We start from the raw sequence: 12,773 nt of genomic DNA on the forward strand, positions 1-12,773 counted from the left end.
CCCTGATGCGTTGCAGCGCCTTCCAGTATCCCCGACGGGTACGACAAGGGCGGCCCCGGATGCTCCCGGAGCCGCCCCGCCGCGCAGATACCTACTTACGGCTGTAGTTCGGCGCCTCGACCGTCATCTGGATGTCGTGCGGGTGCGACTCCTTCAGACCCGCCGAGGTGATCCGCACGAAGCGGCCCTTGGACTCCATCTCGTCGATGGTGGCCGCGCCCACGTAGCCCATGGTCTGGCGCAGCCCGCCGACAAGCTGGTGCAGGACGCTGGACAGCGGGCCGCGGTAGGGCACCTGGCCCTCGATGCCCTCCGGCACGAGCTTGTCGTCCGCGGAGACCTCGGCCTGGAAGTAGCGGTCCTTGGAGTACGACCTGCCCTGGCCGCGGGACTGCATGGCACCGAGCGAGCCCATGCCGCGGTACGACTTGAACTGCTTGCCGTTGATGAACTGCAGCTCGCCGGGCGACTCCTCGCAGCCCGCGAGCAGCGAGCCCAGCATCACGGTGTCGGCGCCGGCGGCGAGCGCCTTGCCGATGTCGCCGGAGTACTGCAGGCCGCCGTCGCCGATCAGCGGGATGCCCGCGGGGCGGGCGGCGAGGGAGGCCTCGTAGATGGCGGTGACCTGCGGGACGCCGATGCCGGCGACCACGCGGGTGGTGCAGATCGAGCCCGGTCCGACACCGACCTTGATGCCGTCGACACCGGCGTCGATGAGCGCCTGGGCGCCGTCGCGGGTGGCGACGTTGCCGCCGATCACGTCGACGTCGACGCTCGACTTGATCTTCGCCATCCAGCTCAGGGCGTTGCTGTTGTGGCCGTGCGAGGTGTCGACGACCAGGAAGTCCACACCGGCCGCGGCGAGGGCCTGGGCGCGCTCCAGCGCCTCGGGGCTGGCTCCGACGGCCGCACCGACGAGCAGCCGGCCCTCGGCGTCCTTGGCGGCGTTGGGGTACTTCTCCGCCTTGACGAAGTCCTTGACCGTGATGAGGCCCTTGAGGACACCCGCGTCGTCGACCAGCGGAAGCTTCTCGATCTTGTGCTTGCGCAGCAGGTCCATGGCCTCGACGCCGGAGATGCCGACCTTGCCGGTGACCAGCGGCATCGGCGTCATGACCTCGCGCACCTGGCGGCTGCGGTCCGACTCGAAGGCCATGTCACGGTTGGTGACGATGCCGAGGAGCTTGCCGGCCGGGTCGGTGACCGGGACGCCGCTGATGCGGAACTTGGCGCACAGCGCGTCGGCCTCGGCGAGGGTCGCCTCCGGGTGCACGGTGATCGGGTCGGTGACCATGCCGGACTCGGACCGCTTCACCAGGTCGACCTGGTTGACCTGGTCCTCGACGGAGAGGTTGCGGTGCAGCACACCGACGCCGCCGAGGCGGGCCATGGCGATGGCCATCCGGGACTCAGTCACCTTGTCCATGGCGGCCGAGAGCAGCGGGATGTTGACCCGGACGTTGCGGGAGATGCGGGACGAGGTGTCGACCGCGTTGGGGAGCACCTCGGACGCTCCCGGCAGCAGCAGCACGTCGTCGTAGGTGAGCCCGAGCGTCGCGAATTTACCGGGCACTCCGTCGACGTTTGCAGTCATGACACCTTCCCCAAATGGCCTTGATCGGTGCGGATGTCCATGCTAACGGGAAGCAAGGGTGGCAAATTCCACGGATTCCGCGGATCACACGGTTCCGACCCGCTCCGGGCTTCGTATGTTCGTACGGAAGCGGCGCACCGCCCGTTCAGAAGCGCGCCCTACTGCTCGGCCAGCGCTCGCAGCCTGCTCAGCGCCCGGTGCTGAGCCACACGGACCGCACCGGGTGACATTCCCAACATCTGACCCGTCTCCTCCGCCGTCAACCCCACGGCGATGCGCAGCAGGAGCAGCTCGCGCTGGTTCTCGGGGAGGTTGGCCAGGAGTTTCTTGGCCCATTCGGCGTCGCTGCTGAGCAGCGCCCGCTCCTCGGGGCCGAGCGAGTCGTCCGGCCGCTCGGGCATCTCGTCCGAGGGGACTGCGGTGGAACCGGGGTGGCGCATCGCGGCGCGCTGCAGGTCGGCGACCTTGTGCGCGGCGATGGCGAAGACGAACGCCTCGAACGGGCGCCCGGTGTCGCGGTAGCGCGGCAGGGCGAGGAGGACGGCTACGCAGACCTCCTGCGCGAGGTCCTCCACGAAGTGCCGCGCGTCGCCCGGAAGACGGGACAGCCGGGTGCGGCAGTAGCGCAGGGCCAGCGGGTGGACATGGGCGAGCAGGTCGTGCGTGGCCTGCTCGTCCCCTTCCACGGCACTGTGGACGAGCGCACCGATCGCCCCATGGGGATGAGCCGCCTCGTCGTCACGCATCGGTCCATGGTGCCCTGGCGTCGTTGGATCCGTGGCATCGCGCTGGTTGTTGTGCACCGAAGCGTTATGAGCAGGTGCGCCGGAACTCATACCCTGCGCCCTCCCCTTCCGCTCGACCGACTCGTCCCCGAGAGACTCCACATCTCCAAGGATGCGGCATCCGCCGCGAAACAAGCAGCGGGGCATCCAAGGGGCCGCTCGACCGCGCCCCGTCAGGGGCGCGGGGCGGCACCGATCTGCGGCTCCCGCCGCTGGGCGCGACCAGCCACAACGGGCCCGCACCCATACGACGACCGCTCCGGCCGCGTTCCTAGCGAACCAGGCCCCACCGGAACCCGAGCGCCACGGCGTGCGCCCGGTCCGAGGCGCCGAGCTTCTTGAACAGCCGCCGCGCATGCGTCTTCACGGTGTCCTCGGACAGGAACAGCTCGCGCCCGATCTCCGCGTTGGACCGCCCGTGACTCATCCCTTCGAGCACCTGGATCTCACGCGCGGTGAGCGTCGGCGCCGCGCCCATCTCCGCCGACCGCAGCCGGCGCGGGGCGAGCCGCCAGGTCGGGTCGGCGAGCGCCTGCGTCACCGTGGCGCGCAACTCCGCGCGCGAGGCGTCCTTGTGGAGGTAGCCGCGCGCACCGGCGGCGACCGCGAGAGCGACCCCGTCGAGGTCCTCCGCGACCGTGAGCATGATGATGCGCGCACCGGGGTCCGCGGACAGCAGCCGCCGTACGGTCTCGACGCCGCCCAGACCGGGCATGCGTACGTCCATCAGAATCAGGTCCGAACGGTCCGCGCCCCAGCGGCGGAGGACTTCCTCGCCGTTGGCCGCGGTCGTCACGCGCTCGACGCCGGGCACGGTCGCGACCGCGCGGCGGAGCGCCTCTCGGGCAAGCGGGGAGTCGTCGCAGACGAGGACGGATGTCATGGCCGCCCTCCGCAGCTGATGCACGTCACCTTGAGCCTCCAGGCTGGTACGAAATCGTCACCTGTGCGGTCGACCGTCTCGGACGCCTGCCCGAGCACTTGTTGTTTCAACCGCCTCCGCACTCTCAACGACGGTCACCCGAAAGAGTTACGGGGCTGCGCACTGTCTTCGGCACTCTACGTGAGGGTGCGGACACGGTGCAGACATGCGCGACGGACCCGCAACGTTTCATCACAACCCATGCCCCATTCAGACCCTTTTCTTCCCATTCCCTGGTGTCTGAGGCTAGATTCGCAATGAGTCATATTTTCATCTCCTTAGATCGTAGATGTACGGTCGTGGACACCGTATCCGCCCAGAACGGCTGCAAGGGGTCACGCAATGGCAGATTTCTCCCGCCTTCCCGGACCGAACGCGGACCTGTGGGACTGGCAGCTCCTGGCCGCCTGTCGCGGGGTGGACAGCTCGCTCTTCTTCCATCCGGAGGGCGAGCGCGGTGCGGCCCGGAGTGCTCGCGAGAACTCGGCCAAGGAGGTCTGCATGAGATGCCCGGTGCGCGCACAGTGTGCGGCGCACGCGCTGGCGGTGAGAGAGCCGTACGGCGTGTGGGGCGGGCTGACCGAGGACGAGCGCGAGGAGCTCATGGGGCGGGCCCGGCACCGGCTGGTGTCGGCGTCATCCGTCGGGAGCGGCGCATCGAACAACTGAAGGAACGTTTCTCCATGAAGGGCACGCACGCGTGCCCTTCTTTCTGTCCGGCGGCTCTCCGTCCGGCGGCCTAGCGGTCGGCCGCGCGCGCCAGCTGCTCCAGCGTCGCCGACACCGCGGGCACCTGCGCCAGGTCGGGCAGCGTGAGCGCGACGATCTCCCGCCGGACCGCCGGCTCAAGCGTCACCGTGCGTACACCCCTCGGCCGTACGGACTCGACGGCCAGCTGGGGCAGGACGGCGACGCCGAGGCCGGCGCCCACCAGGCCGACCACCGCCGGGTAGTCGTCGGTCGCGAAGTCGATGCGGGGCGTGAAGCCGGCGCTCTCGCACACCTCGACCAACTGGCCGCGGCAGCGCGGGCATCCGGCGATCCACGACTCCCCGGCGAGCTCCCCGATGGCCACGGACCCCGCGCGCGCGAGCCGGTGCCGCTCCGGTACGAGGGCCACGAGCCGGTCGGTCAGCAGGGGCCGTACGACGAGGTCGTCCCACTCGTCGCCGCCGGCGGCCCCCTCGTAGCGGAAGGCGAGCGCGATGTCGCAGTCACCCTCCCTCAGCAGGCCGACGGACTGCGGGGGTTCGGCCTCCTCCAGGAAGACCCGGGTGCCGGGGTGGGCGGCACGCAGGGCGGCGAGGGCGGTGGGCACGAGGGTGGAGCTGCCGCTGGGGAAGGAGACGAGCCGGACCCGCCCGGCCCGCAGCCCGGCGATGGCGGCGACCTCCTCCTCGGCCGCCGTGAGGCCCGCCAGGATGCCTGCGGCGTGCCGCACCAGGGCCTGGCCCGCCTCGGTCAGCCGCATCTCGCGACCGGTGCGGATGAGCAACGGCGTGCCCACCGACGCCTCCAGAGCCTTCATCTGCTGGCTGACGGCGGGCTGGGTGCAGCCCAGTTCGCGGCCCGCGGCGGAGAAGGAGCCGGTGGCGGCGACGGCGCGCAGGACACGGAGATGTCGGGCCTCGATCACCATTCGAGGATAAGCCCTGCTTTGACATAGCGGCGAATAATGCATGGCACCTTTGGGTTCCTCTCCCCTACCGTGCCGGACATGAAGCTGCTGTCGGTGAACATGGGCCGCGAGAAGGCCGTTCCGTACACGGACAATCCGGAGGGCGTCACCGGTATCGACAAGCGGCCGGTCGACGGGCCGGTGCGGGTGGCCGCGCCCGGCCCCAAGGGCATCGGCGGGAGCGCGCTCGCCGGGGACGCGGTGTGCAAGAGGCAGCACCACGGCGGCGACGACCAGGCGGTGTACGCGATGGCGCGCGAGGACCTGGACGCGTGGGAGGGCGAGCTGGGCCGCTCGCTCGCCAACGGCGCGTTCGGCGAGAACCTCACCACCCACGGCGTCGACGTCTCCGGCGCGCGGATCGGCGAGCGCTGGCGGATCGGGCCCGAGGTGGTGCTGGAGGTCACCAGCGCGCGGATTCCCTGCGGCACCTTCCAGGGCCACATGGGCGAGCCGCGCTGGGTGAAGCGGTTCACGCAGAGGGGCGCGCCGGGCGCGTATCTGCGGGTGATCCAGCCGGGCGAGATCCGTACCGGGGACCCGGTGGAGATCGTGCACCGGCCGGACCACGACGTGACGGTCGCCCTGGCGTTCCGGGCGATGACCACCGAACGGCCGCTCCAGCCAAGGCTGTTGGCGGCGGGCGAGGCGCTCCATCCGGAGGTGCGGAAATGGGCGCTGGAGTACGTGGAGAAGTACGGCGCCTGACGGGCCCTCGCCTGGCGGACGCTGCCGGTCCCGGTCATTAACCTTGCGCCATGACAACGGCATTGATTACGGGATCGACCGCGGGCATCGGTGCCGCGTTCGCACGACGGCTGGCGGCTGACGGGCACAACCTGGTGCTGGTGGCGCGCGACACCAAGCGGCTCCAGGACCAGGCGACCGAACTCCACGACCGCCATGGCATCGAGGCCGAGGTCCTCACCGCCGACCTCGCCACGGACCCCGGCATCGAGGCGGTCGCAGCCCGCCTGTCCGACCGCAGGTCCCCCGTCGACCTCCTCGTCAACAACGCCGGCTTCGGCAACAAGGGCCGCTACCTCGACGTCTCCATGGCCGACGAGCTGAAGATGCTCAAGGTGCACTGCGAGGCGGTGCTGCGACTGACGTCGGCGGCGTCGGAGGCGATGCGGGAGCGGGGGCGCGGGGGTGTCGTGAACGTCGCCTCGGTGGCCGCGTTCGTGCCGCGCGGGACGTACGGCGCCTCGAAGGCGTGGGTCGTGCAGTTCACGCAGGGCGCGGCGAAGGATCTGGCGGGCAGCGGGGTCCGGTTGATGGCCCTGTGCCCGGGGTTCGTGCGGACCGAGTTCCACCAGCGGGCCGGGATGGGCACGGACAACATCCCCGGCTGGATGTGGCTCGACGCGGACAAGCTGGTCGCCGCGGCCCTCGGCGACCTGGCCCACGGCAAGACCCTGTCGATCCCGGACCCGCGTTACAAGGCCCTGATGGCGTTGGTGAAGGTGGCGCCCCGGGGGTTGCTGGGCGGGGTCACGTCGAGGACGGGGCGCAAGTACGGGCCGCAGTAGGGCCCGAAAAGGCGGACAATGGTGCTGTTCGAACCGGACCCAGGGGGGCCGGAGGTGATCGCGTATGACGTTCGTACAGCTCATCGACTGCAGGACCAGCCGTTTCGACGAGATGGACCGGCTGATGGACACGTGGGTGGAGCAGACCAAGGGGAAGCGGACCGCGACGCACGCGGTGGTCGGCAAGGACCGGTCCGACACCTCGCACTTCGTCGAGATCGTGGAGTTCCCGTCGTACGAGGAGGCGATGCGGAATTCCGGGCTGCCGGAGACCGAACAGATCTTCCAGGGGATGGTCGCGCTGTGCGACGGGATGCCGACCTTCACGGATCTGGACGTGGTGCGGGACGAGCAGCTCAACCCGGCGACGTCACGGCAGTTCTTCGAGCGGGCCGGGCGGGCCGAGACGGACGCCGTGTTCGAAGGGTTCTCCGACGACTACCTGGAGCATGACCCGGCCAACCCCGGCGATGTGGACCTGGAGGGTTCGCGCCAGGTGTATGCCGGGTGGCGACAGGCCTTCGACCTCGCCTTCCGGGTCGAGGACCAGATCGCCCAGGACGACCGGGTGTGCACCCGATGGACCTTGGCCGGCCGGCACAAGGGCGATTTCCTCGGGATCCCGGCCACCGGCCAGAACGTCACCATGACCGGCATCACCTGGCACCGGTTCCGGGACGGGTTGATCTGCGAGGGCTGGTGGCAGTACGACCGGGCCGGGCTGATGGAACAGCTGGGGGTACTCGGACAATGACGGCCCGAACCCTGTGACCCGCGAAGGGGAAAGCCCCCGTTCCCTCTGAGGGAACGGGGGCCTCCTTGCGAGCGCTGGGCTCAGTGCGAGTGGCCGTGGCCGTGACCACCGGCGGCCGGCTCCTCCTCTTCCTTCTTCTCGACGACCAGGGTCTCGGTCGTGAGCAGGAGGGAGGCGATGGAGGCGGCGTTCTCCAGGGCGGAGCGGGTGACCTTGACCGGGTCGATGACGCCGGCCTTGACCAGGTCGCCGTACTCGCCGGTCGCGGCGTTGAAGCCCTGGCCCTTGTCGAGCTCGGCGACCTTGGAGGTGATGACGTAGCCCTCCAGGCCGGCGTTCTCGGCGATCCAGCGCAGCGGCTCGACGACGGCCTTGCGGACGACGGCGACACCGGTGGCCTCGTCGCCGGTCTTGCCGAGGCCGCCCTCGAGCACCTTGGCGGCGTGGACCAGAGCGGAGCCACCACCGGAGACGATGCCCTCCTCGACCGCGGCGCGGGTCGCGGAGATGGCGTCCTCCAGACGGTGCTTCTTCTCCTTCAGCTCCACCTCGGTGGCGGCGCCGACCTTGATCACGCACACGCCGCCGGCCAGCTTCGCGAGGCGCTCCTGGAGCTTCTCGCGGTCCCAGTCGGAGTCGGTGTTCTCGATCTCGGCCTTGATCTGGGCCACGCGGCCCTGGACGGCGGCGGGGTCGCCGGCGCCGTCGACGATCGTGGTGTCGTCCTTGGTGACGGTGACGCGGCGGGCGGAGCCCAGCACCTCGAGGCCGACCTGGTCGAGCTTGAGGCCGACCTCCTCGGAGATGACCTCGGCGCCGGTCAGCGTCGCGATGTCCTGCAGCATCGCCTTGCGCCGGTCGCCGAAGCCGGGGGCCTTGACGGCGACCGCGTTGAACGTGCCGCGGATCTTGTTGACGACCAGGGTCGACAGGGCCTCGCCCTCGACGTCCTCGGCGATGATCAGCAGCGGCCTGGAGGCGCCCGCCTGGATGACCTTCTCCAGCAGCGGCAGCAGGTCCTGGATCGAGGAGATCTTGCCCTGGTTGATCAGGATGTACGGGTCGTCGAGGACGGCCTCCATACGCTCCTGGTCGGAGACCATGTACGGCGACAGGTAGCCCTTGTCGAAGGCCATGCCCTCGGTGAAGTCCAGCTCCAGACCGAAGGTGTTGGACTCCTCGACGGTGATGACACCGTCCTTGCCGACCTTGTCCATCGCCTCGGCGATGAGCTCGCCGACCTGGCTGTCCTGGGCGGACAGACCGGCGACGGCAGCGATGTCGGACTTCTCGTCGATCGGGCGGGCGGTCGCGAGGAGCTCCTCGGAGACCGCGGCCACGGCCGCGTCGATGCCCTTCTTCAGCAGCGCCGGGGAGGCACCCGCGGCGACGTTCTTCAGGCCCTCGCGCACGAGCGCCTGGGCGAGCACGGTGGCGGTGGTGGTGCCGTCACCCGCGATGTCGTTGGTCTTGGTCGCCACCTCCTTCACCAGCTGGGCACCGAGGTTCTCGTACGGGTCCTCGATCTCGACCTCGCGGGCGATCGTGACGCCGTCGTTGGTGATGGTGGGAGCGCCGAACTTCTTGTCGATGACGACGTTGCGGCCCTTGGGGCCGATCGTCACCTTGACCGTGTCGGCAAGCTTGTTGACGCCGCGCTCGAGGGCGCGACGGGCGTCCTCGTCGAACTTCAGGATCTTCGCCATGGGAGCGTGAGCCCTCTCGGAAATCTAGGTGAAAAGAGACTGCGCCCCGGGCGCCCGGCTTGTTGGTGATCGCGGGGGCCAGGGGCGCAGCTCAGAGAAATGCTGGGGTGAATTACTTCTCGATGATCGCGAGCACGTCGCGGGCCGAGAGGACGAGGTACTCCTCGCCGTTGTACTTCACCTCGGTGCCGCCGTACTTGCTGTACAGCACGATGTCGCCGGTCTGCACGTCGAGCGGAAGACGCTCGCCGTTCTCGAAGCGGCCCGGGCCCACGGCCAGGACGACGCCCTCCTGGGGCTTCTCCTTGGCAGTGTCCGGGATGACCAGGCCAGAGGCGGTGGTCTGCTCGGCGTCGAGCGGCTGGACCACAATGCGGTCCTCGAGCGGCTTGATGGCAACCTTGGAGCTGGTGGTCGTCACGATCCGACCTCCCCCTTCGGAGATCACGGGGTTGACTGTCTGAGGTGGCGACCAGGTGGATCCGTCGTCGCGGGTGCCGGACCTGCCCGTCGCTGTGTTGGCACTCTCCAGGGGGGAGTGCCAGAGCCGAGACTATGACCGCGATTAGCACTCGGTCAAGCGGACTGCTAATTCGCCGCGCGGGCCGGGCGGAATTCGGGTGCGGGTGGGTGGGGGTGGCCGTCCTGGGGGCCGGCCCCCAGACCCCCGCTTCGGCCCGGAGGGCCTCGTCCTCGAACGCCGGACGGGCTGAATCCACCTACAGGTAGTCCTCCAGGCGCCCCACCGTCAGGCCCCGCCGCTCCACCTCCCGCAGTACGGCCGTCGTCCGTTCCGTCAGGGTCGGGCCCGTCGTCCCCCCTGACGTCACCGACACGATGTCGCCCGCCCTCAGCCCCCGGGTCTTCCCCTTCGGCGGCACGCTCCACAGCACCACCGCCGAGAGCCCGCAGTCGGCCGCCGCGCGCAGCGTCGTGCGGTCGTAGGTGCCGTAGGGCGGCCGGAACAGCCGTGGCCGGATGCCGAAGCGGGACCGCACCTTCTCCTGCTGGCCGCAGATCTCGGCGCGCTGGCCGGTGTACGGAAGACCGCGCAGGGCGGGGTGGTCGAGGGTGTGGTTCTGGATGCCCGCGCCGACCGACCGGAGGCGCGCGAAGTGTCCGTAACCGGGGCCGACGACGCTGTCCGTGAGGAACATGCTGACCGGCAGCCGCAGTTCACGGACCAGCTCGACGAACCGCGGTTCCTTCTCGATGCCGTCGTCGAAGGTGAGGAAGACGACCTTGTCGGAGGTCTCGACGCGCCGCACGACCGGCGGCAGGCCGCCCCGGCGCGCCGTCGTGCGGGCCGGCGTCCGCGGCGGCTCCGGCAGCGGGGCCGGCAGGCCCCAGTGGCGGTAGGGCCGTCCGTCCGCCCTCGCCGGTCCGTACGACCCAACCCGCTGGACCGCCTTCTTCCCCAGCCGTTCGATGGGGTCCACGGACTGGGCGCAGCCGGTGAGGAGTACGGCCGCCAGCCCCGCGGCGACCAGGATGCGCGGTCTCACAGGTAGTCCTCGAGTCGTGCGACGGCGTATCCCTCGGCCGTGACCTTGTCCAGGAAGCGGCGGACCATGTCGGTCATCGTGCCCTTCCAGTCCGCCCGGCCCCGGAAGTGGCTGAGCACGATGTCGCCGGGGTGGATCCGCTGGTCCCACTCGCGGTACTCCCAGTGGTCGACGAAGACCTCCTCGTTCCAGATCGGCGCGTACTTGATGCCGCAGGACCTGGCCGCGCGCAGGGTGTCCTCGTTGTAGTTGCCGTAGGGCGGGCGGAAGAGGGCGGGCCGCTCGCCGTAGTGCCTCTCGATGACGTCCTGCATCCCGCAGATCTCGCGCTTCTGGCGGGCGTACGACAGCCCGGGCAGGTAGGGGTGGTGGAGCGTGTGGTTGTCGAGCACGACCCCCCGGTCCCGCATCTTCCGGAAGTAGCCGTAGTCGTCCTTGATCAGGTAGCCGCTGAGGAAGGCGGTGTACGGGATGTTCAGCTCGCTCATCATCCGCAGGAACGCGGGGTCCTTCTCGGCGCCGTCGTCGAGGGTGAGGAAGACGATCTTCTGCTCGGTGGGAATCGTGGTGAAGACCGGCGGCAGGCCCTTCTCCTCGTGACCTTCGACCTCGAAACCGTGGCGGGTGGTGATGCGGGGCTTGGTCACGGGGGCCGGCGGGGCCACCAGCGGGACCCTCCTGAGCCCCCAGCGCCTGGCGGCGGCGATCCGGGTCTGCTCGGCGCGGAGCCTGGCGGCCCGGATGAGGGTCTTGTCGGCCTGGAGGTCGGCGGCGGGGGCCGGGGCCGGGGGTGCCTTGAGGGGGTGCCGCGGTCGCGCGTCGGTCCCGGCCGGACGGCCGCAGCCGGAGAGCAGGGCGGCCACGGCCAGGAGGACGAGTCCGCCGCGGATCGACACCCCCAACGCACCATTTTTATATTTTTGTCCTACTGTTCCCATGGCGCCGGATCCTCGCAGGTCACGGCCTCGCACCGGGGCCGACACCGCCGCGCGGAAGCGGACCGTCCACCGACTGGCCCACAATGACCCGGTGAACGACCTCGCCCCCCTCCTCACCCCCGAGGGCCGTGCCCTCCTCGACGACGTGCGCGGCACCGCCCCCGCCGACGAACTCGCCGTCGCCACCCGGCTGCGCCGCGAGCACCCCGCCGAACTGGTCTCCGCGGCGCTCGGCCAGGCCCGGCTGCGGCAGCGGGCGGTGGCGAAGTTCGGGGCCGAGGACGCGGAGCGGATGTTCTTCACGCCGAACGGGGTCGAGCAGTCGACACGGGCGAGCGTGGCGGCGTACCGGGCCCTCAGGCTGAAGGCGATGGGCGTCACCTCCGTCGCGGACCTGTGCTGCGGGATCGGCGGTGACGCGATCGCGCTGGCCCGGGCCGGGATCCGGGTCCTCGCGGTGGACCGGGACCCGCTGACGGCGGCGGCCGCGCGGGCGAACGCGGACGCGCTGGGACTCGCCGGTCTGATCGACGTACGGGAGGCGGACGTCACGGAGGTCGGCACGGACTCGTACGACGCCGTGTTCGTGGATCCGGCGAGGCGGGGCGGGCGGGGCCGCATCTTCGATCCGGAGGCCTACTCGCCGCCCCTGTCGTGGGCCGTGCAGGCGGCCCTCAAGGCCCCGCACGCGGCGCTGAAGGTCGCGCCGGGCATCCCGCACGAGGCGGTTCCCGCGCAGGCCGAGGCGGAGTGGATCTCCGACGGCGGGGACGTGAAGGAGGCGGTGCTGTGGTTCGGCGACGGCACAGCACCGGGCGCCGTACGGGCGACGCTGCTGCCGGGCCCGCGGACGCTGCTGGGCCGGGGTCTTCCCGATCCCGAAGTCCGGCCCGTGGGGCGGTACTTGTACGAGCCCGACGGTGCCGTCGTCCGGGCCCATCTGGTCGCCGAGGTGGCGCAGGAGGTCGAGGGCGGACTCGTCGACTCCACCATCGCGTACGTGACCTCGGACGCCCTGCACGCGACCCCGTACGCCACTGCCTACGAGATCACCGATCAACTCCCCTTCAACGTGAAGAAGTTGAAGGCGCTGCTGCGGGAGCGGGGGGTCGGGATCCTGACCGTGAAGAAGCGGGGGTCGGCCGTCGAGCCGGAGGAACTGCGGCGCAAGGCGCTGCCGAAGCAGCACGGGCCGCACTCGGCGACCGTGTTCCTGACCCGGGTCGCGGGGGCGCCGACCATGCTGATCGGCGCCCCCGCGAAGGCCGTCACTGGTACTGGACCGTCCTGAGCGGCTCCAGGCGCGGTTCGCGAACGAGATGCGAGGGGAACGAATTTACTATCACGCAACCGTTCGAA

The 12,773-nt window shown here is 70.3% G+C and carries 13 protein-coding genes; 5 read left to right on the plus strand and 8 right to left on the minus strand.

The genetic code is table 11. The features are described from left to right. Positions 1–91: 91 nt before the first annotated feature. From guaB to RKD20_RS17625, 3 genes are all read right to left on the minus strand, one after another. Positions 92–1,594, minus strand: a complete 1,503-nt coding sequence (gene guaB, locus RKD20_RS17615; RefSeq protein ID WP_424878568.1) for an IMP dehydrogenase — start codon at positions 1,592–1,594, stop codon at positions 92–94. A gap of 158 nt (positions 1,595–1,752) precedes the next feature. Further along, positions 1,753–2,340 (minus strand): sigma-70 family RNA polymerase sigma factor, encoded by a 588-nt coding sequence (locus RKD20_RS17620; protein WP_007384137.1) that lies wholly within the window; start codon positions 2,338–2,340, stop codon positions 1,753–1,755. Between the two features lie 310 nt (positions 2,341–2,650). After that, a complete protein-coding gene (locus RKD20_RS17625; protein WP_003948568.1) occupies positions 2,651–3,262 on the minus strand; it encodes a response regulator transcription factor in 612 nt (203 codons plus the stop codon). Between the two features lie 381 nt (positions 3,263–3,643). Here RKD20_RS17625 and RKD20_RS17630 point away from each other — a divergent pair, with 381 nt between their 5' ends. Next, entirely contained in the window at positions 3,644–3,970 is a 327-nt protein-coding gene (locus RKD20_RS17630; RefSeq protein ID WP_007384136.1) for a WhiB family transcriptional regulator, read from the plus strand. Between the two features lie 70 nt (positions 3,971–4,040). Here the strand turns inward: RKD20_RS17630 and RKD20_RS17635 are convergent, their stop codons facing one another. Continuing rightward, positions 4,041–4,937, minus strand: a complete 897-nt coding sequence (locus RKD20_RS17635) for a LysR family transcriptional regulator (protein WP_424878569.1) — start codon at positions 4,935–4,937, stop codon at positions 4,041–4,043. Between the two features lie 81 nt (positions 4,938–5,018). Here RKD20_RS17635 and RKD20_RS17640 point away from each other — a divergent pair, with 81 nt between their 5' ends. The 3 genes from RKD20_RS17640 to RKD20_RS17650 all read left to right on the plus strand — a co-directional run bounded on the left by RKD20_RS17640 (position 5,019) and on the right by RKD20_RS17650 (position 7,265). Further along, complete coding sequence (locus RKD20_RS17640; RefSeq protein ID WP_424878570.1) at positions 5,019–5,687, plus strand: MOSC domain-containing protein; 669 nt, start codon at positions 5,019–5,021, stop codon at positions 5,685–5,687. A gap of 50 nt (positions 5,688–5,737) precedes the next feature. Continuing rightward, entirely contained in the window at positions 5,738–6,511 is a 774-nt protein-coding gene (locus RKD20_RS17645) for an SDR family NAD(P)-dependent oxidoreductase (protein ID WP_424878571.1), read from the plus strand. 64 nt (positions 6,512–6,575) lie between these two features. Beyond that, on the plus strand, positions 6,576–7,265 hold the full coding sequence (locus tag RKD20_RS17650; RefSeq protein WP_424878572.1) for an ester cyclase: 690 nt from the start codon (positions 6,576–6,578) through the stop codon (positions 7,263–7,265). A gap of 80 nt (positions 7,266–7,345) precedes the next feature. Here the strand turns inward: RKD20_RS17650 and groL are convergent, their stop codons facing one another. The 4 genes from groL to RKD20_RS17670 all read right to left on the minus strand — a co-directional run bounded on the left by groL (position 7,346) and on the right by RKD20_RS17670 (position 11,414). Beyond that, entirely contained in the window at positions 7,346–8,971 is a 1,626-nt protein-coding gene (groL, locus tag RKD20_RS17655) for a chaperonin GroEL (RefSeq protein WP_424878573.1), read from the minus strand. Between the two features lie 112 nt (positions 8,972–9,083). Further along, a complete protein-coding gene (gene groES / locus RKD20_RS17660) occupies positions 9,084–9,392 on the minus strand; it encodes a co-chaperone GroES (protein WP_028807844.1) in 309 nt (102 codons plus the stop codon). Positions 9,393–9,690: 298 nt separating this feature from the next. Further along, complete coding sequence (locus RKD20_RS17665) at positions 9,691–10,476, minus strand: polysaccharide deacetylase family protein (protein WP_424878574.1); 786 nt, start codon at positions 10,474–10,476, stop codon at positions 9,691–9,693. Beyond that, positions 10,473–11,414 (minus strand): polysaccharide deacetylase family protein, encoded by a 942-nt coding sequence (locus RKD20_RS17670; protein WP_424878575.1) that lies wholly within the window; start codon positions 11,412–11,414, stop codon positions 10,473–10,475. The genes RKD20_RS17665 and RKD20_RS17670 overlap by 4 nt, the downstream gene beginning before the upstream one ends. Before the next feature lie 91 nt (positions 11,415–11,505). Here RKD20_RS17670 and RKD20_RS17675 point away from each other — a divergent pair, with 91 nt between their 5' ends. Then, entirely contained in the window at positions 11,506–12,705 is a 1,200-nt protein-coding gene (locus RKD20_RS17675) for a THUMP-like domain-containing protein (RefSeq protein ID WP_424878576.1), read from the plus strand. Positions 12,706–12,773 lie beyond the last annotated feature (68 nt).

Origin of the sequence: Streptomyces sp. SLBN-8D4 (assembly GCF_049739545.1) — a bacterium.
GTDB classification, from domain to species: Bacteria; Actinomycetota; Actinomycetes; order Streptomycetales; family Streptomycetaceae; genus Streptomyces; species Streptomyces canus_C.

Excerpts from the sequence above, each read along its gene's own strand:
- guaB (WP_424878568.1), bottom strand. The coding sequence starts at position 1,594 with ATGACTGCAAACGTCGACGGAGTGCCCGGTAAATTCGCGACGCTCGGG.
- RKD20_RS17620 (WP_007384137.1), bottom strand. The coding sequence starts at position 2,340 with ATGCGTGACGACGAGGCGGCTCATCCCCATGGGGCGATCGGTGCGCTC.
- RKD20_RS17625 (WP_003948568.1), bottom strand. The coding sequence starts at position 3,262 with ATGACATCCGTCCTCGTCTGCGACGACTCCCCGCTTGCCCGAGAGGCG.
- RKD20_RS17630 (WP_007384136.1), top strand. The coding sequence starts at position 3,644 with ATGGCAGATTTCTCCCGCCTTCCCGGACCGAACGCGGACCTGTGGGAC.
- RKD20_RS17640 (WP_424878570.1), top strand. The coding sequence starts at position 5,019 with ATGAAGCTGCTGTCGGTGAACATGGGCCGCGAGAAGGCCGTTCCGTAC.
- RKD20_RS17645 (WP_424878571.1), top strand. The coding sequence starts at position 5,738 with ATGACAACGGCATTGATTACGGGATCGACCGCGGGCATCGGTGCCGCG.
- RKD20_RS17650 (WP_424878572.1), top strand. The coding sequence starts at position 6,576 with ATGACGTTCGTACAGCTCATCGACTGCAGGACCAGCCGTTTCGACGAG.
- groL (WP_424878573.1), bottom strand. The coding sequence starts at position 8,971 with ATGGCGAAGATCCTGAAGTTCGACGAGGACGCCCGTCGCGCCCTCGAG.
- RKD20_RS17670 (WP_424878575.1), bottom strand. The coding sequence starts at position 11,414 with ATGGGAACAGTAGGACAAAAATATAAAAATGGTGCGTTGGGGGTGTCG.